Genomic DNA, 18,184 nt, shown 5'->3' with positions numbered 1-18,184 from the left:
AGATTTTCAAAATCTTTTCAAAGTGCAGCTTATAATTCCTTATATAACTTATATGGTTTAAAAAAACTACTTATAGAAAACGTCGTAAGCAAAGCGGATCAAAGTTCCCACAACCACAATCAAAAAGAAAATTCTAATAAAGCCATTTCCTTTATTGATTGCGAGTTTTGCTCCAAGCCAGCCGCCAAGTCCGTTACTTACTGCCATCGGGATTGCGATTGTCCAGATGATTTTTCCTTTTATCATAAACAAACAAATTGAACCGAAATTCGTTGCCAGATTTACCATTTTAGCATTCGCGGAAGCGTGCAAAAAATCAAAACCTAAAAGCGCAATAAATGCTACAACGAAAAAACTTCCTGTTCCCGGACCAATAAATCCGTCGTAGAAGCCAACAATTATACTAATGACAACTGCATAAATTATTTGAGTTGTTGCAGAATGATCTTTTGCAACATGCTGTCCGAAATTTTTCTTTACGTATGTATATATAAACAATAACGACAAAACGACAAGCAAAAGCGGTTTCATAAAATCATTGCTTACAAGTGTCAAAATAGTAGATCCCAAAAATGCCGACGGAACTGCTAAACACATCATAATCAAAAGCAATTTCCATTGAATAACTACCTTTTTCAGATATTGAAAAGCCGCAAAAGCTGTTCCGCTAAAAGCAGGGATTTTTAAAGTTCCAATTACAGTTGAAACAGGAAGATTAGGCAATAAAATTAATCCCATTGGTGTTTGGATTAATCCGCCGCCGCCCACTATTGCATCAATAAATCCTGCCGCAAAAGCTGCTAGGCAAAGAAAAAGTATTATGTATGAATCCATTAAAAGTGTATTAAAAAACAAGTTGCAAAAGTAAGTTTTACAATTTGTTTATTCGTGTAAATTTAAAGTGGATTTCTCGTCAAAAAGTATATTTTTGCTAAAAAAATTTACCCAAATGGATTTTACAAGAATTATAGAATTAGCAAGTTATACTTTACCTGCCATTGTTACCGGATTTGTAGCCTACAGTTTTTTTGAACTGCATATTAAAAACAATGATAAAAAGCGTGCTTTTTTGTTGAACAGACAAGCGCATAAAGAATCACTTCCGATACGTTTACAAGCTTACGAGCGTATGACTTTATTTTTAGAGCGTATTAATTTGACAAAATTATTAATCAGAATCACTCCAATTTCACACGATAAACATGATTACGAAAACTTTGTAATCGACCAAATCGAACAAGAATTCGAGCACAATTTAACGCAGCAAATTTATATGTCTGATGAATGCTGGACAATTATTACAACTGCAAAAAACTCAACAATTCAAATGATTCGTAAAGCTGCCATGAGCGACCGTGTTGACAGCGCAGATAAACTTCGTGAAGTTATTTTGAATGAACTTTTAGAAAAACAATCTCCAAGTAATGCTGCTTTAGGTTATATTAAAAACGAGGTTGCAGAACTTTGGTAGAATTTTATTGTTCTATTCGTTTCTTTAAAGCGTGTAACAATTTATTCTCAAAATCTGAAATTATATTTTTAGAACAATATTCCCCATATAACAGAATATTAGTTTTCATTTTATAATCGCATACAAGAGTTAATTTAGTTTTTGATTCACTAACTGCTTCTAGATTGTAAGTTATGGAATTAAAAACTAAATTTTCTTTTTTAAGAATGTGCCTAAAAGTTGGACTGTCGTCAAATTTTGATTCTTTAACGTTGATACTAAAAGATAATTTTTTAAACTTTTCTTCTTTAATAACTTTCTCGTTTAATATTATTCCGTTATTAAAATATCCTAATCTTACATTTGTATCAGGATTATATTCTGATTTTATCGGATTTGGAAAACCTAAATAATTATAAACTGAATTGTCGATATAATTTGTTAGTTCCGGAACCGAAAATAAATTACCCCACACAACCTCTTTTGGAGTGTTAATAATTATGGTATTTGAAATTTGATAATTAGCTTCTTTTTTCTCTGCATACTTTTCAAGATTTCCAAAAATTATGGGAATTATGAATAAAAATAAAGTACTTCTTTTTACACTTTTTCTATCATAATCTATCTTGACTTTAATGAAATAACGAATAATTAAGCTTACCAATAAAGAAACAATTAGATACGGAATAAATAAAATAAAAAAACAACCTATATCTTCTAATCGGCTTACAAAAGCGATAATTAAAAACAAAATTGTACCCGCTATCGGAAAGGAAACTACCCTGAATCCACTATTTATAAAAGCTTCCGGATCTAATAAAAAAGGAAGATAGCCCATTACAATTGGAACTAAAATTAGATAAACTATCGAATTAATTTCGAGAATATTGAATTCAACTAAAACTCTAAAAATCAACGCATAAATTACTGCAAATATAATTCCGTAATATTTTTTCATTCTTTATATTTCTGTTTTAAAACTACCTATTATCACTCATAACCTCAGACTTATTCTGAGCATATTCGTAACCTTGTTTCCACCATTCTTTCATTATTTCTTTGTTGAAAATTAGTGCATTATCGGTTAGTTTTGTGGGAGTGTAATATAAATTAAGTTTCACATCTTTAGTGTTTGCCATAAGTTTTCCTATAGCAATATCATGTTTTTCAACCTGATCTAAGGCAATTCGGAACAAATCAATCATTAATGAAAATGGATTTTTACCAATAACCATTTTGCTTGTATTGACTTCTGTTTCTAAAATAATAACATCGATTTCAGTTGCACCGCGATTGATAGCTTCACGAATTGGAACTAAACTTGAAAACCCGCCATCTCCATATTCGTAATTGTTTTTTGAAACCAAACTCATAAATGGAACATAATTACTGGAGATCCAAGACCAATCACAAAACTCTTCATAACTGCAATCTTTTACTGATTTGTATTCTGACTCGTTTTTAGTGAAATTGGTGACCGTGATAATTACGTCATTATTCATTTTTTTAAGGTTATTGAAATCAGAGAGCGAAAAGTTATTTCGAATGTATTTCTTTAAACCTTTGCTTTCGCCAAAAGTCCTCTTTCCCTTAAAAAACTGACGAAGTACATTAAAGTGATTAATCGTCACGATATCTACTCCTTCTTTTACTTTTACTACAAATGGGCAAATATTAAAAATACTGGACATCGTAACATTTGTATAAACGGAATGTATTTTTTTGATATGACCGAGAGCTAAATGCGGGATAAGTAAACTTCCTGTAGATGTTCCTATAAATAAATCGTATTCATGTCGTTTTTCTTCTATTAAATACTGTGCAACTCCTCCGGCAAAGGCGCCTTTACTTCCACCACCAGAAATAACTAATGCTCTCATAAAATATAAAGTAGGTTTTGTTTTTGGTTAGAGAATAGAGGAAAGAAAATAGAATATAGACTTACTTACAAATCTATTTTCTTTCTTCTATTCTCTATTTTCTATTCTTTTAATAAACGATTCAATTGAAACTGTTCATCGGGGGTCAAATTAGGTAAAATTCTATTAAATGAAGCACGCATTTCTGAATTTTTTAATAAAATCCTAATCGAATCTCTTCCAAATTTAGAAAACTGCCACATATGGTGCGTTGTAGCGTTAACCAAATTGGTTAAAACTTCATCGTTAATAAACTTAAAAGCAATTAATTTTTCTAATGCATTCTGGCGTGTAGTTGCTTCGTATTTTGTTGTCGAAAAAGAAATTAATTCAGTTATCAATTCCTCAGAATTACTGCTGTAATCCGGAGTAGACAAAGCAAGCGAAAGCCACAATGTACGAAGGTTATAATCATTAAAACCAATCCAGTTTTTAGATTTATCGAGATATTCTTTTCTATGACTTGGGAAGTTATTCCATAGATAAAACAAGGCAACTTCTTGTGTTTGATATGATTTATCGTCGAGAAGTGTTTCATATTCTGTTCTAAAATCTTCTGGGATTTTTGATAAAGTTTCTGCTAAAGTCTGGCGTAGCGGCACATTATTTTGATGCAAAGCTTTTAGTAGTAACTCTTTTTTATCTTCGTATTTTTCAGTTTGCAATTGCGAAATAATTGCTTCTTTTACTGAATGATGAACATCTGAATCCATGGTTTTATTAAAGAAATCAATCTTTTCTTTTAAAGGCGTTTTCTTTAATTTATCAACTTCTAAACGTACTTTAATTGCATTGTTTTTACTCAATAAAGCATTGGCTGTCGGCGTATCGAAAGCTGTAGATTCCAACCAGGTTTTCTGAAACTGAACCAAATCAAAATCTGAAACTTTTTTAATTTCATCAAAGAAATTCTCTGTGTTTACATTTTTGAATGCATATTTGTTCAAATAACTTTTAACTGCTTTTTTAAAAGCTTTGTCGCCAATAGATTCATGCAAAACGAAAAGTGCCCACGCTCCTTTTTCATAAAAAGTCAGCGAACTTGCTTTTCCATTCAAAACCGGAATAGTGTCAGTTCTTGAAGCAAATTTTATCTGCTGTGCCGTATCGTATAATTTGGCATAAAAATAATCGTCTCCAAAAATGTTTCTTTCAGCCAATAACGCATAATAAGTTGCAAAACCTTCCTGAAGCCAGTGATGTGTGCTGCTTTCGGCTGTAATTAAATCTCCAAACCAATGATGCGCCAGTTCATGTGCATCAACATTAGCATAATTTCGATCTGTAAAACCAATATCATCCACTACATAACGTGTGGTAAAAAGTGTAGTTGTTGTATTTTCCATTCCGCCATATAAAAAATCCCGAACCGGAATCTGTCTGAAAACTTTCCACGGATATTTTACTCCAATTTCTTTTTCCAAAAAATCAAAAATTCGCTTTGAATAACGATATGTTGGTTCAAAACGAGATGCATCTTTGTTTTCGATATAATATTCTAACGGAACTTTAGATTTCGAAGTAAATTGCTTTTTATCATATTTTCCAATAGAAAGCACCAATAAATAAGAACTCATTGGGTTTTCCATTTGGTATTGCCAATGCATCAGATTTTCTTTCTCTGTTTTGCTTTTTAAAACTCCGTTTGAAACGACCTGATATTCTTTTTTATAAGTTATTCCGAGATTGAAAATTACCTTTTCATTTACATCATCAAAACTTGGAAACCAATTGCTGGTGTATCTTCCCTGCCCTTGTGTCCAGATTTGAATATCATTATTTTCAATATCTACAAAATATAAGGCTTGTTTTGGTTTTGCGTTGTAACTGAAAGTCAGATGATTATTTCCTTTCTGAAAATTGTTGATTATTTGTAGTTCTTTGTTTGTATTAATAAAAATCACATCTTTTCCATCAATTTGAACATTGGTAAACTGCATGTTTTTGGCATCGATTTTTATGGTATCAATCGGCTGTAAAACCTCAAAATTATAATCTACTTGTCCGTAAATTATTTTTTGGGAATCAACGATATTTAATTGTCCCGAAACCGATTTAAAATCAACATATTTGGTTTGCTGTGCAAAAACGAAAGTGGTTATAAAAAAGAAAATGTATTTCATTGCAATTGTGAATTTATAGAATCCGTATCCCAAGATATTGGATTATTTTTAATATAATCATAAATTGTTTCAAATGTTTTGTAATTTCTAACAATATGATCGTGATAGTTTTGCTGCCAAATTGTTTCAAAACCATTGATTTGTTTCGTTGTAACCGATTTAAAAATAGCAACAAATGATGAAATGGAATTGGGTTTACGGGACAAATTTGGTTCGTTCGCAAATTTTGACAAAGATTGGTTTGATGAATTTGATAACGATTCGTTTGATAATTTTGATAATGATTGGTTCTGTAGAGGCGCACAGCAGTGTGTCTCCGCAAAGTATGTCGACAAAGATTGGGGTTCATTCGTTGTGGATGTGCCGGACGTAGACGCACTGCTGTGCGTCTCTACAATATGCGATGTGTTAATTTGTGATGTTGTAATCTGCGTGTTTAAATTTGATTCATTTAGTAATTTCGGCAACGATTCGTTTGATAATTGCGACACAGATTGGTTCTGTAGAGACGCACAGCAGTGCGTCTCCGCAAAGATTGTCGACAAAGATTGGGGTTCATTCGTTGTGGATGTGCCGGACGTAGACGCACTGCTGTGCGTCTCTACGATATGCGATGTGTTAATTTGTGCGTTTAAATTCGATTCATTTGATAATTCCGGCAACGGTTCATTTGATAATTTCGATAACGATTGGCTCTGTAGAGATGCACAGCAGTGCGTCTCCGCAAAGGTTGTCGACAAAGATTGCGTTTCATTCGTTGTGGATATGCTGGACGTAGACGCACTGCTGTGCGTCTCTACAATATGCGATGTGTTAATCTGCGACGTTTTAATTTGTGACGTTTCAACCCGTGTTTCCATATTTCCCTGAATTTCAATCAACAAATGAATATGATTTGGCATCACAATCCAATTATGGAAAAACCAATTTTTGCGAATTTTTATCGATTTCAAAAGCTCATTCTCCACAATCTTTCCATTTTAATTTAAAATCATTTTTCCATCTTCAACAGATCCAAAAATGCATTCTCTGTCTTTTGTAACCATCGTAATGAAATAAACTGCTTCACTAGAATAATCCCAATCTCTCAATCGATTGGAATCAATTTTTAATTTGTCCTTATATAATGTCATAAATTGGCGTGTAAAAGCCCAAAGTTACAAAGGTTCCACCAACAAATCGAATGAAATTTGTAAGTTTACCACACAAAAATAACCCAACGTGTCTATACCTAAAAAAGCCTTATTTAACTGGAGCAGCGGAAAAGATTCTGCACTAACATTATACAAAATTCTTCAAAATCCTGAATTTAAAATCGAATGTTTATTAACAAGCGTGAATCAGCAATATCAGCGAATTTCAATGCACGGAGTTCGTGTTGAATTATTACAGGCACAGGCAGAAAGCATCGGAATTCCATTAAAAATTATGCAGGTTCCGGAAATGCCAACAATGGAAGTTTATGAAACCGTAATGACAGAAACCTTGACTGAATTAAAAAACGAAGGAATTACATATTCTGTTTTTGGAGATATTTTTCTGGAAGATTTACGAAAATATCGTGAAGAACAATTGTCGAGAATAGGTTTTGAAGGTGTTTTCCCTATTTGGAAAATCCCAACTCACGATTTAATTCAGGAATTTATTTCGCTTGGATTTAAAACGATTGTGGTTTGTGTAAACGAAAGATATTTAGATAAAAGTTTTGTCGGCCGAATTATCGATCAGGATTTCATAAATGATTTACCTGAAAACGTTGATGTTTGCGGAGAAAATGGAGAATTTCATACTTTTACATTTGATGGGCCAATTTTTTCAAAACCTATAAATTTTAAAATTGGAGAAATTGTTTATCGAAAATATGAAAAACCAAAAAGTCAAGATTCATCCAATAAAGCCTGCGACACAAATGCTACAGATGCTTTTGATTATGGATTTTGGTATTGTGATCTTATTTAATTGTTCAATGTAAAAGCAAATTTATATGTCTTTGCAAGAAAGTTACGAAGTAAAAAAAGTACTTCAGTTTTTAAATGAAATTAACATCAATATAGTTGAAAAAGAATTGGGTACAACTTTTTTACCCGGATTGGATTTAGGGCCAAATTGCATTTATATTGATTATAATAATTTACTATATCCCGGAGATATTTTACATGAAGCCGGACATCTTGCCGTTACAACTTCTATAGAAAGAAAATTAATAGGTACAGATGAAATTTCTTCTGAATGGCCTACTCACGGAGAAGAAATTGCGGCTATTCTTTGGTCATTTGCCGCAGCCAAATATTTGAATTTACCGTTAGAATTTATATTTCACCCTAATGGATATAAAAATGATTCTGATTGGTTAATTTCAAATTTTAGCAATGAAAATTACATCGGATTACCTCTTTTGGAATGGATGGGTTTATGTCTGGGAAATGAACTTGCTGCTAAAGAAGGAAAAGCGGCTTTTCCAGCAATGCAAAAATGGATGCGGGATTAATTCTATTCTTCATACATTGCTAGCAAATTCGTGACCGTATTCAAGTTTCGCATTGTGCCAATTACATTGAGTTTTTTCTCTATGTATTTCAATTCCAGTCTTGTTTTTCCTGCGCCAACAGCATATTTAATATAAATTCTGTTATCGTCAATAGTTGCTTCGTCTGGTTTAAACTGACTGATTTTTAAATCATGTATGCTTTCTTTCTTTAAAGCAATCGCAACAAAAACAATATAAAGTTTTTTGATATCTATATCTTTTTCCTTCAAATAAAGATTGTTTGCAAAACACAATTCTAAATCCTTTTTTGCAATTACAATGGCGGGAACTTCATGCCCAAAAACCTTAAAAATTTCCTGTTTGATCATAAAACCCACTTTTGCAGCATCTTCTTCACTATCTACAAAAACATTTCCGGATTGCAGATAAGTACGAACGTTTTGAAAACCAATATTTTCAAGCATTGTTTTCAAAGCGTCCATTTTGATCATATTGTGACCAGAAACATTGATTCCGCGAAGAAGTGCTAAGTGTGTTGTCATTTTTTAAATTTTAGTCAAAGATAAATATTCATTTATGATTACGAGAACTATTCTTCATCTTCACCAATTTCAATATCGAATTTGATTAAAAAATCGTTGAGTTGTTTTTTATACTTTGCTTTTGCTTCGTCTACGATTTCATCCGTTTTTTCGTTTGATTCTATTGCATTTAAACCAAATTCCTTTTTAACCCATTGCTGAAACTCTTCTTTATTTTCATTCTCTTCATAATATTCTTCATCTTTATAGAAATAAGCGTTGTCAAAATCGACTGAAACTTCGGTATCAAGAGTTAAAAGATGAATTAATTTACGTGTATTTTCGGCTACAACATGAATTCCGCCTTCGTCGCCAAAAACCACTATCGGACAATTATTTAAATTTTTATCAATAAGCCAGTACGCATAAGAACTTCCTGAACCGTTTGCGCCTGCAAATTCAATAAAACTATTATAGAATTCTTCCTTTTCAGACCAAGTTTTTATTCCGGTTTTATCATCATATATTAATAACCCAAAACATTCTGAATAGGTTTCAGATCCATACTTTTGATCAAATTCATATAATTTTACTAAATCTTCGGGTAAAGCATAATTGCCAAACTGAACCGAATATTCTTCTAAAGAAAAACTATTATCATATTCCTGATATTCAGTTTCTTCATCGTCGTCTTCATCTTCTTCAGAAGGCTCTGCTGTCAATACTTCAAAAGCTTCTAATGCAGCACATTTAACAGTAAACATTTCTATTCCTGGCGCAGTTTCATTATTTGCCCATTGGTATTTCGTGTCTCCATCTTCATCAAGATATTCTAGAACTAACGTGATTTCTTCATCATCATGACACCATAAAGCACGCATTTTTATATTAAAACCATTTCCAATTTCTTCAGAAATCTGACTGTATTTTTTTCCTTCATAAGTAAACGGAATAAACGAATATTCGTTTGTACCGCTCTTTTTACTAATTCTGCCAATGTGTTTTACATATTCTAATTGAGACAAAACTTCCACCATATTTATAAACTGACTCCTAAAATCAGTATACATATATTTTTCTTTTTTATCATAATCAAGGATTGAAAGTCCTTCTTTAAAAACATCTTCGTGGTAATTATTCCCTAGTATTTCAGTTCCATATTTTGTATGTTCGATGAAAGAATCGTCGACAATATCAGATAATTTATGAGTGGATGGAAAGTAGTTATCAATTGTAATTATATTGCCGTCAGCATCACTCAGGTTGCTACAAATCATTATATCTGGTCTGTTTACACTCACAATCGCCTGAACATCTGTAAAACGCTCAAAATGCATTATCATATCGTCGCTGTAAATCAACCACGCTGTAACATCGCCTTTTACAAAAAGTTCTCCGTGATTATATTCACCAATAATAGTATCACATTTTAAGCCTCCGCCTAAATAATGAACGCTTCCAAATAAAGTAATATTGACCGTTTTAGTTTCTCCTAAAACAATTAATGCAGGAGAATTATCTGTATCAAAAGAACTTATGAGTTTGGTAACATTCAGATTTCCTTTAAATATAAATCCAAGAATAAAAATATCCTGATGTTCTTCTGTAGTGAAATCCATTTCGAAGGAATCCATTTCCACATCATTTTCTGCTAATAAAAATATTGGATTTTCTTCATAATCAGGAAAACGCCAGGCATCTTCAAAAACATTATAGATTTTTTCACCGCTAAAATCGGTAAGATCTCCAATAATAGTATGGGCTTCGTATCTATTAATTACTTTAAATGTAACACCTGCAAATTCAATAGTTTCAAAAGGAACTTTTTCTTCTTTATTCATTTTCTTAGTGGCTTATATTTAAAACAAATCTAAGAATTATCTTTATTTATTAAAATGGTAATATCAATATTTCAGATTTTCAAATTATGTAATTAAAATCTATCTTCGCTTTTTGAAAGAAAAAAGAGGAAAGAGAAAAGAAAATAGAATAAAGAAAATAGACTAAAATCTATTCTCATGCTTCTAAAATTTAAAATCAACAATCTAAAGTCTAAAATCTAAAATCCCTGCATGTCTAATAATCTCCTCGAAACCCCTATCGAATACTTAAAAGGTGTTGGCCCAAGTCGCGGTCAATTGCTTCGTAAGGAATTGGGAATTCATAAATACGGAGATTTAGTCAATTTTTATCCCAATCGATATATTGACAGGACGCGTTATTATAAGATTAATGAACTGCAGAATACAGGAACTGAGGTTCAGATTGTTGGAAAAATCATCAACATAAAAACGGTTGAATTTGCCAAAAACAAAAAACGTTTGGTTGCCAGTTTTGTTGATGAAACGGGAATGATTGAACTGAACTGGTTTCAGGGCCATAAATGGATTCGCGAAAGTTTAAAACTAAACGAACAGCTTGTTATTTTTGGAAAATGTTCTTTGTACGGAAGCCAATTTAGTATGGCGCATCCGGAAATAGAGTTGTTAAGCGAACACGAAAAAAGCCTTCGTTCTGCTATGCAGCCGGTTTATCCTTCTACAGAAACGCTGACAAATCGCGGAATTTCAAATCGAACGATCAATAAAATGATGGAACAATTATTTATTGAAACTCAGGCTTTGTTTACCGAAACTTTCCCGCCTTATTTAATTGAAGAATTAAAGCTGATTCCGAAAAGAGCGGCTTTATTTAATATACATTTTCCCAAAAGTGCAGATGCTTTGGCGAAAGCCCAATTCCGATTAAAATTTGAAGAATTGTTTTTTATTCAATTACAATTAATCACTAAAAACCTAATCAGAAAGCATAAAATAAAAGGACATCCGTTTACAAAAGTGGGTGAACTTTTTAATCATTTTTATCAAAATCATCTTCCGTTTGATTTGACAAATGCTCAAAAAAGGGTTATCAAAGAAATCCGCTCCGATATGGGAAGTAACGCCCAAATGAACCGATTACTTCAAGGAGATGTTGGATCGGGAAAAACGATTGTGGCTTTTATGAGCATGCTTTTGGCGATAGATAATGGTTTTCAGGCGTGTTTAATGGCGCCGACAGAAATTCTGGCAAATCAGCATTTTATCGGATTGTCTGAATTTGCTAATACGTTAAACATCAACATCAAAATATTAACAGGTTCGACTAAAACTTCTGAAAGAAAAATTATTCATGAAGAACTTGAAAATGGAAATCTGCAGATTTTGATTGGAACTCACGCTTTGTTAGAAGATAAAGTAAAATTTCAAAGTTTAGGTTTGGCTGTTATTGATGAGCAGCATCGTTTTGGTGTAGAACAACGATCAAAATTGTGGAAGAAAAATGATATTCCGCCGCACGTTTTGGTTATGACGGCAACGCCAATTCCGAGGACTTTGGCGATGAGTTTATACGGAGATTTAGATATTTCTGTAATTGATGAATTACCACCTGGAAGAAAACCTATAGAAACCGCACATCGTTTTGATAGTAACCGCTTAAAAGTATGGAAATTCCTGCGTGACGAAATTGCCAAAGGAAGACAGATTTATATTGTATATCCGTTAATTCAGGAATCTGAAAAAATGGATTATAAGGATTTAATGGACGGTTATGAAAGTATTTCAAGAGATTTTCCGCTGCCGCAATATTCGATTTCGATTCTGCACGGAAAAATGAAACCTGCGGATAAAGATGCCGAAATGAAACGTTTTTCTGAAGGAAAAACCAATATTATGGTTGCAACAACTGTAATTGAGGTTGGTGTAAATGTGCCAAATGCCAGCGTTATGATTATCGAAAGTGCCGAACGTTTTGGTCTCTCACAACTCCACCAGCTACGCGGACGTGTGGGCCGTGGCGCGGAACAGAGTTATTGCATCTTAATGACCAGCCACAAATTAAGTGCCGACAGTAAAACCAGAATGGAAACAATGGTGCAAACGAACGACGGTTTCGAAATCGCCGAAGTCGACCTTAAACTTCGCGGCCCAGGAGATTTAATGGGAACGCAGCAAAGTGGTGTTTTAAATCTTCAAATAGCTGATATTGTCCGCGATCGTGATATTTTATCTTTGGCACGAAACTATGCCTTAAAAGTTTTAAAAGAAGACGCTCCTTTGCAAAAACCAGAACATGCTATTTTAAAAATGGTTTTTATAGAATTGACGAAGAAGAAAAATATTTGGAATTATATCTCGTAAGATGCTAAGGTTCTGAGATGCTAAGATTCTAAGGTTTTTCTTTTTCATAAGCCTTCGACTTCGCTCAGGATGACAATTTGGTACTAAATTCTATTTAAGATAAATCTTCTTTTTTACTTTGGAGCTAAAAAAACTTAGTCACTTAGAACCTTAGCAACTTAGAATCTTAAAAAAAATACACTCCACTGCATCAATAAGTTTTACATATTCAGGTGATTAGATTTGTTGGGGAGCAAACTTTTGATTTGAATATTACGTCGACGCAATGAAGTATATTTATTAAACTATTTCTATTTCTTGGGCGGAGTTTTATCAAATAAACCGCTGAATAAGCCTTTGCTTACTTTGTTTTTATCATCTTTTCCTGTGGCGATTAAATGGTCGATATATTCCATATAGGTCTTTTTTCGCTCTTCTAAAAAGCCAACCAAATATTCTTCGGAAGCGATTAAACCGCTTGTTTCTTCTATTTGTAAAAGCTTTTTATATAATGGTTCAATAAATTTTGTAATGAGAGGTTCGGGAACCGATTTTCTGGTTCCAAAATAGCCTACAATATCTCCATCGGCATCGGCAATAATTTTAAAATCGGTTACAACCCAGTAATAACGACCAGTTTTTGCCATATTTTTTATAATAACATGGATATTTTCACTTGATTTAATACTGTCCCACAAGAATTTAAAAATCACTTTTGGCATATCAGGATGCCTCACAATATTGTGAGGCTGTCCTACAAGTTCAAATTCATCATATCCTGAGACATCTATAAAATCTTCATTGGCATAAAGAATTGTTCCGTTTTTATCTGTTTTACTAAGTAATACTTTATTTTTATTCCAATCGACTTCTCTGTCAGAAGGCGTTGGACGGTTAAATCTCGTATCCATAAATTTGCTGCTAATAATTAATAAATGGTTGATTGTGCATGTAAAAATGTTTGCCTGGGAAGTTGGTTTTTACAGTTTTTAATTTCTGGTATTAGTCGATTTTACATGAATATCATTTACTAAATCATCAATTTTTTTGGCACTTTCACGCATCATATCCAAATACGTCAAAAGCTTGTCATTATCCGTGTGTCCTTTTGAAACATCAATTAATTTTAAAACAGAATTCACCGGAAGTTTTAAATCCAAAGTTGTTCTGTGGATAAAATCGTTGTATTCTTTTGTTGCAGATAATGAACTGTATTTAGCAGAAGCCAGTTTCATGTTTTCTAATTCGTATTCATCAGAAATTTTAGAAATGTGATTATGGCTGTGTTCTTTAAAATAATAAGCCCAATAACCGTTCATAAAAAATACAACAGCAGCCAAAACAGTATGAATTATAAGTGTTTCTAAATCAAAATTTACCTGCGAAAAATAAACCTGAAGTCCGTTTGCATCATTATAAACGAAGTTTTGCAAATAAGCCAAACCAGCGTGATGAAGCACAACCAGAAGCGTTAATGGAATCTGCAGTTTCCAGTTTTGATAAATAATTAAAATCGTACTCGCAATGAAAACTGTAAAGTGCATTTCGAATAAACCGTGCATTTGGTAAATATACTGCGCCATAAATACTGCCAGTACAACCGACAAAACGTATTGATAAAATTTAGAATTTTTTAGAAAAAACTTGGCCGAATAATACGCCAAAAGGTTCAGCGTTCCAACTCCTACTCCAATTTCGAATGTATCATATTTAAAAGATAATCCAATTCCGAGAAGAAAATAAACGGCTAAAACATAATTAATAATGATATCTGATTTTTGTGTCATAGTCGACATAAAACTGTGCAGATAATCTTGCTCATTTAAACTGGCTTTTGTTTTCATAGGTTTAAAAATTTTAGTTAGTGATAGATTTTATTTAGTGCAATTTGGTAACGAACATCCGTAAGCTCTAAGAGCTAAAGCATTAAATGAGGGCGAAATATTTTGTTTTAACAGCGAGTCGATCGCCATTTGGGCGTAATTACTTTCAGCATCTGTGCAATATCTTGTTTTATTGTAATTACCACGATAATATAAATTGTGATCGGCATCCAAAAGAACAGCCTGCGGAGTCGAAATCACACCGCATTTTTGAGCGATGCCTTCATCAAAATAAACCGGGATTGCTGCTCCAAATTTTTGCTGGATTTCTTCGATAGAAAAAGTTTTCTTTTTGTTTAACACCACAATCTTAAAATTGACTTTATCTCCATATTTTTTAATTAAGTCACTTACATGCGGCACATTGAAGCGTGAGCAGGGGCAATCCGGATTAAAGAAGTGAAAAAAAACAGGTTTATTATCAAATGCACAGCATTGCGACAAATCAATTTTTGCGCCCATTGCTATAGCATGATAATTCTTCGGAATTGGCGTTGGCAGACTATATTTAAACTCATTCTGCCAAAAAAGATAGCCAATTGAAAATGATAAAAGTGTAAACCATAAAGCTAAGAGTAATTTTTTCTTCATATATTATTTTTTTAGTAATTAAGAATAAAAAATATAAACACTTGTTAATATAATTATTAAATAATTTCTGTAAAAACTTCAAAAAACAACACCTAACTCAACTTTTTAACAACTAATCTTACAGTATACTATAAGTATCATTGATAAAATCGACATTTTGTTTAACATAATAATGTTACAAATAAATTCGATAAAGTGCAAAAAAAATCGGACAAAAGCGAAAAAAAATTATGAAGTCTGAGCAATCATTGAAGATGCAACGAGATAAAATTCAAAAACATTAAATTTAACTTTGAAATAAAAAAATCACATCTCTTTGACTACAAGATATATAGCGTAAAAATCATTTCAGGTGTTAAGAATTATTTAAAAAAATAACATCTACATTTAAACCTTTTCTTGAAAACGATATCTAAAAGCAAACTTTTGCCATTATAGCTCATGAAAACGATTTGAAATTATTGTAATCCAAGTGTTAAATAAAAGCTAACGCCTTTTGGTTTCATCACAAAAAGTTAAATTTGCTAGTTGCATAAAAACATACAACAAAAAAACATTCACCTAAATTTTATGAAATTAAAACACCTAATCTACGCCTTGATAATCATCGTTTTAGGAGGATTTATTACTTACCGAATAATATCCAATAAAGGAAAAAATGACGAATCAAAAAAATCTGGCGATAAAGATAAGCCAACAACTGTAACCGGACTTGTTATTAAAACTTCGACTTTTGATAACAACTTATCATTATCAGGTTCAATCGAAGCAAACGAACAAATTGAAATTCACAGTGAAGTTTCGGGAATTGTAGAAGGTATTTATTTTAATGAAGGAACTTACGTGAATAAAGGTCAGGTACTTTTTAAAGTAAATGACATTGAATTAAAAGCACAATTAAGACAAGCCGTAACCAGAGAAGGTTTAGCTGCAGAAAATGAAAGAAGAGCAAAACTTTTACTTCAAAAAGAAGCAATCAGTCAGGAAGAAGCAGATGTTGCAAGAGCAGATTATGCTTCGGCGCAGGCGCAAAGTCAATTAATTAGAGCACAAATATCTAAAACTTCTGTAAAAGCACCATTTTCAGGAAAAGTTGGTTTACGTTCTATTTCACCGGGAACTTATATTACACCAACAATTGTAGTAGCAAAATTGGTTAATACAGGAAAATTAAAAATTACATTCTCTATTCCGGAGAAATATGCGGCGCAGGTAAAATCCGGTTCAATAATTGATTTTAATGTTTCCGGATCTGATAAAACCTATTCAGCAAAAATTTACGCAATCGAGCCAGAAATTGCAGTTGCAACACGTACATTACAAATTCGTGCTATCGCAGATAATACAGACGGAAAACTTTTTCCCGGAACTTTTGCCGATGTAAAATTACCATTAAACATTATTAAAGATGCTATAGTTGTACCTTCTCAGGCTATCATACCTGTTCAGGACGGTAAAAAAGTTTTTATTGCAGATATGGGCAAAGCCAAAGAAGTTATGGTTGATGCAACAACAAGAACTGATGCTTCTATTTTGATTTTATCAGGATTAAAAGCCGGAGATACTTTAATAACAAGCGGTGTTATGTCATTAAAAAATGAAGCACCAATAAAAGTTAAAGTTCAAAAATAAAAGTTATGAGTTATGGATTATGAGTTATGAGTTTATAAACACATACAATAATCTAAAATCTGAACTCTAAAATCTAAAATCACACATGAGTTTATCAACTACAAGTATAAGAAGACCTGTTTTAACCATTGTACTGAATTTATTAATCATATTATTCGGTTTTATTGGTTATACCTTTTTGGGTGTGCGAGAATTTCCTTCCATCGACCCGGCGCAGGTTTCCATTAGAACCAATTATACAGGAGCCAATTCTGATATTATAGAATCACAAATTACAGAACCTCTTGAAAAAGCGGTAAATGCAATTGACGGAATTCGAAACATAACATCATCCAGTAATCAGGGAAGCAGTAACATTACCATCGAATTTAATCTGGATAAAAATCTGGAAGAAGCGGCAAATGATGTTCGCGACAAGGTTTCGCAGGCTGTTCGAAGTTTACCTCAGGATATTGATGCGCCACCGGTGGTTTCTAAAGCCGATGCCGATAGTGAATCTATTATTTCTATGACGGTTCAGAGCGATACCCGAAGTTCTTTAGAACTAAGCGATTATGCCGAAAATGTAATTTCACAACGTTTAGAAACCATTCCGGGAGTAAGCGGGGTTCAAATTTGGGGACAAAAACGTTATGCCATGCGTTTATGGATTGATCCGATAAAATTAAATGCTTACAACTGTACGGTTTCTGATGTTCGGGATGCCTTAAATGCACAAAACGTAGAATTACCTTCCGGAAAATTAACCGGAAACAATACCGAATTGACCGTAAAAACCATTGGAAATCTTTCTAAACCAGAAGAATTTAATAACATTATCATTCGAACAGACGGAGAAAAAATTGTTCGTTTGAGCGATGTTGGCGGTGCCGAACTAGGGCCTGAAAATATCGAAACTTCTTTGACATCTTCTGGACTACCAATGATTGGTTTAGCCATTGTGCCAATGCCGGGAGCCAATTATCTTGATATTTCGAAAGAATTCTATAAAAAATATGATGCTTTAAAAAAGGATCTCCCAAAGGATATAAAACTAAATATCGCACTAGACAATACGCTGTTTGTAAAAAAATCGGTACTTGAAGTTGCCGAAACTTTAGGAATTTCGATCATTCTGGTAATCATTATTATTTACCTTTTCTTTAGAGACTGGGCAATTGCGTTCAGGCCTTTAATTGATATTCCCGTTTCATTAATTGCTACTTTCTTTATTATGTGGCTTTTCGGATTTTCAATCAACGTATTGACTTTATTAGCAATCGTTTTGGCAACAGGTTTGGTTGTGGATGATGGAATTGTAGTTACCGAAAATATCTTTAAAAAGGTCGAAGAAGGAATGTCGCCAATTGAAGCCGCTATTAAAGGTTCTAATGAAATTTTCTATGCTGTAATTTCGATTTCGGTAACACTTGCTGCG

17 protein-coding genes are annotated in these 18,184 nt (G+C 32.7%); 7 read left to right on the top strand and 10 right to left on the bottom strand.

Annotated elements, in window-relative coordinates; genetic code table 11:
* Positions 1-66: 66 nt before the first annotated feature.
* Positions 67-834 carry a sulfite exporter TauE/SafE family protein gene (locus B3C18_RS01270; protein WP_291141130.1) on the bottom strand — a complete coding sequence of 256 codons (768 nt, stop codon included), beginning with the start codon at positions 832-834 and terminating at the stop codon, positions 67-69.
* A gap of 115 nt (positions 835-949) precedes the next feature.
* Between B3C18_RS01270 and B3C18_RS01265 the strand changes: the two genes are divergently transcribed.
* Entirely contained in the window at positions 950-1,471 is a 522-nt protein-coding gene (locus B3C18_RS01265) for a hypothetical protein (protein ID WP_053471407.1), read from the top strand.
* A gap of 4 nt (positions 1,472-1,475) precedes the next feature.
* Here the strand turns inward: B3C18_RS01265 and B3C18_RS01260 are convergent, their stop codons facing one another.
* The 3 genes from B3C18_RS01260 to B3C18_RS01250 all read right to left on the bottom strand — a co-directional run bounded on the left by B3C18_RS01260 (position 1,476) and on the right by B3C18_RS01250 (position 5,492).
* Entirely contained in the window at positions 1,476-2,408 is a 933-nt protein-coding gene (locus B3C18_RS01260) for a hypothetical protein (protein ID WP_291141123.1), read from the bottom strand.
* A 22-nt stretch (positions 2,409-2,430) separates the two neighbouring features.
* Complete coding sequence (locus tag B3C18_RS01255; protein WP_291141120.1) at positions 2,431-3,330, bottom strand: patatin-like phospholipase family protein; 900 nt, start codon at positions 3,328-3,330, stop codon at positions 2,431-2,433.
* A 101-nt stretch (positions 3,331-3,431) separates the two neighbouring features.
* Entirely contained in the window at positions 3,432-5,492 is a 2,061-nt protein-coding gene (locus B3C18_RS01250) for a M1 family metallopeptidase (protein ID WP_291141117.1), read from the bottom strand.
* 183 nt (positions 5,493-5,675) lie between these two features.
* Between B3C18_RS01250 and B3C18_RS01245 the strand changes: the two genes are divergently transcribed.
* Positions 5,676-6,362, top strand: coding sequence for a hypothetical protein (locus B3C18_RS01245; protein ID WP_291141115.1), 687 nt, complete (start codon positions 5,676-5,678; stop codon positions 6,360-6,362).
* 110 nt (positions 6,363-6,472) lie between these two features.
* On the opposite strand, the gene B3C18_RS01240 is transcribed toward B3C18_RS01245, so the two are convergent.
* Positions 6,473-6,625 (bottom strand): hypothetical protein, encoded by a 153-nt coding sequence (locus B3C18_RS01240; protein ID WP_291141112.1) that lies wholly within the window; start codon positions 6,623-6,625, stop codon positions 6,473-6,475.
* A gap of 94 nt (positions 6,626-6,719) precedes the next feature.
* On the opposite strand from B3C18_RS01240, the gene B3C18_RS01235 reads away from it, so the two are divergent.
* Together B3C18_RS01235 and B3C18_RS01230 are read left to right on the top strand one after the other, a co-directional pair.
* Positions 6,720-7,451, top strand: coding sequence for a diphthine--ammonia ligase (locus B3C18_RS01235; RefSeq protein WP_291141264.1), 732 nt, complete (start codon positions 6,720-6,722; stop codon positions 7,449-7,451).
* A 25-nt stretch (positions 7,452-7,476) separates the two neighbouring features.
* The gene (locus B3C18_RS01230) at positions 7,477-7,980 is read left to right on the top strand and encodes a hypothetical protein (protein ID WP_291141110.1); all 504 of its coding nucleotides are present in this window, start codon (positions 7,477-7,479) and stop codon (positions 7,978-7,980) included.
* A gap of 2 nt (positions 7,981-7,982) precedes the next feature.
* Here the strand turns inward: B3C18_RS01230 and B3C18_RS01225 are convergent, their stop codons facing one another.
* Positions 7,983-8,522, bottom strand: coding sequence for a DUF1697 domain-containing protein (locus tag B3C18_RS01225; RefSeq protein ID WP_291141107.1), 540 nt, complete (start codon positions 8,520-8,522; stop codon positions 7,983-7,985).
* Positions 8,523-8,569: 47 nt separating this feature from the next.
* Positions 8,570-10,342: a hypothetical protein gene (locus tag B3C18_RS01220; RefSeq protein ID WP_291141105.1), complete on the bottom strand. Its 1,773-nt coding sequence runs from the start codon at positions 10,340-10,342 to the stop codon at positions 8,570-8,572.
* Between the two features lie 231 nt (positions 10,343-10,573).
* Here B3C18_RS01220 and recG point away from each other — a divergent pair, with 231 nt between their 5' ends.
* A complete protein-coding gene (gene recG, locus B3C18_RS01215; protein WP_291141102.1) occupies positions 10,574-12,682 on the top strand; it encodes an ATP-dependent DNA helicase RecG in 2,109 nt (702 codons plus the stop codon).
* A gap of 290 nt (positions 12,683-12,972) precedes the next feature.
* Here the strand turns inward: recG and B3C18_RS01210 are convergent, their stop codons facing one another.
* The 3 genes from B3C18_RS01210 to B3C18_RS01200 all read right to left on the bottom strand — a co-directional run bounded on the left by B3C18_RS01210 (position 12,973) and on the right by B3C18_RS01200 (position 15,135).
* A complete protein-coding gene (locus tag B3C18_RS01210) occupies positions 12,973-13,572 on the bottom strand; it encodes a PAS domain-containing protein (RefSeq protein ID WP_291141099.1) in 600 nt (199 codons plus the stop codon).
* A gap of 78 nt (positions 13,573-13,650) precedes the next feature.
* On the bottom strand, positions 13,651-14,505 hold the full coding sequence (locus B3C18_RS01205; RefSeq protein WP_291141096.1) for a hypothetical protein: 855 nt from the start codon (positions 14,503-14,505) through the stop codon (positions 13,651-13,653).
* Between the two features lie 30 nt (positions 14,506-14,535).
* Positions 14,536-15,135: a TlpA family protein disulfide reductase gene (locus B3C18_RS01200; RefSeq protein ID WP_291141093.1), complete on the bottom strand. Its 600-nt coding sequence runs from the start codon at positions 15,133-15,135 to the stop codon at positions 14,536-14,538.
* A gap of 570 nt (positions 15,136-15,705) precedes the next feature.
* Here B3C18_RS01200 and B3C18_RS01195 point away from each other — a divergent pair.
* Together B3C18_RS01195 and B3C18_RS01190 are read left to right on the top strand one after the other, a co-directional pair.
* Complete coding sequence (locus B3C18_RS01195; RefSeq protein ID WP_291141090.1) at positions 15,706-16,767, top strand: efflux RND transporter periplasmic adaptor subunit; 1,062 nt, start codon at positions 15,706-15,708, stop codon at positions 16,765-16,767.
* Positions 16,768-16,852: 85 nt separating this feature from the next.
* On the top strand, positions 16,853-18,184 hold a 1,332-nt coding region (locus B3C18_RS01190; protein ID WP_291141088.1), incomplete at its 3' end, for an efflux RND transporter permease subunit.

The sequence above is a fragment of the Flavobacterium sp. UBA7680 genome (assembly GCF_002482975.1).
Lineage (GTDB): Bacteria > Bacteroidota > Bacteroidia > Flavobacteriales > Flavobacteriaceae > Flavobacterium.
The sequence above is the reverse complement of the archived record's forward strand: the minus strand, read 5'-3'. Positions and strand labels throughout refer to the sequence as shown.

Bases quoted from the DNA above. Each gene is read 5' to 3' on its own strand.
- B3C18_RS01270 (WP_291141130.1), bottom strand. From the start codon at position 834: ATGGATTCATACATAATACTTTTTCTTTGCCTAGCAGCTTTTGCGGCA.
- B3C18_RS01265 (WP_053471407.1), top strand. From the start codon at position 950: ATGGATTTTACAAGAATTATAGAATTAGCAAGTTATACTTTACCTGCC.
- B3C18_RS01260 (WP_291141123.1), bottom strand. From the start codon at position 2,408: ATGAAAAAATATTACGGAATTATATTTGCAGTAATTTATGCGTTGATT.
- B3C18_RS01255 (WP_291141120.1), bottom strand. From the start codon at position 3,330: ATGAGAGCATTAGTTATTTCTGGTGGTGGAAGTAAAGGCGCCTTTGCC.
- B3C18_RS01250 (WP_291141117.1), bottom strand. From the start codon at position 5,492: ATGAAATACATTTTCTTTTTTATAACCACTTTCGTTTTTGCACAGCAA.
- B3C18_RS01245 (WP_291141115.1), top strand. From the start codon at position 5,676: ATGGAATTGGGTTTACGGGACAAATTTGGTTCGTTCGCAAATTTTGAC.
- B3C18_RS01240 (WP_291141112.1), bottom strand. From the start codon at position 6,625: ATGACATTATATAAGGACAAATTAAAAATTGATTCCAATCGATTGAGA.
- B3C18_RS01230 (WP_291141110.1), top strand. From the start codon at position 7,477: ATGTCTTTGCAAGAAAGTTACGAAGTAAAAAAAGTACTTCAGTTTTTA.
- B3C18_RS01225 (WP_291141107.1), bottom strand. From the start codon at position 8,522: ATGACAACACACTTAGCACTTCTTCGCGGAATCAATGTTTCTGGTCAC.
- B3C18_RS01220 (WP_291141105.1), bottom strand. From the start codon at position 10,342: ATGAATAAAGAAGAAAAAGTTCCTTTTGAAACTATTGAATTTGCAGGT.
- recG (WP_291141102.1), top strand. From the start codon at position 10,574: ATGTCTAATAATCTCCTCGAAACCCCTATCGAATACTTAAAAGGTGTT.
- B3C18_RS01210 (WP_291141099.1), bottom strand. From the start codon at position 13,572: ATGGATACGAGATTTAACCGTCCAACGCCTTCTGACAGAGAAGTCGAT.
- B3C18_RS01205 (WP_291141096.1), bottom strand. From the start codon at position 14,505: ATGAAAACAAAAGCCAGTTTAAATGAGCAAGATTATCTGCACAGTTTT.
- B3C18_RS01200 (WP_291141093.1), bottom strand. From the start codon at position 15,135: ATGAAGAAAAAATTACTCTTAGCTTTATGGTTTACACTTTTATCATTT.
- B3C18_RS01195 (WP_291141090.1), top strand. From the start codon at position 15,706: ATGAAATTAAAACACCTAATCTACGCCTTGATAATCATCGTTTTAGGA.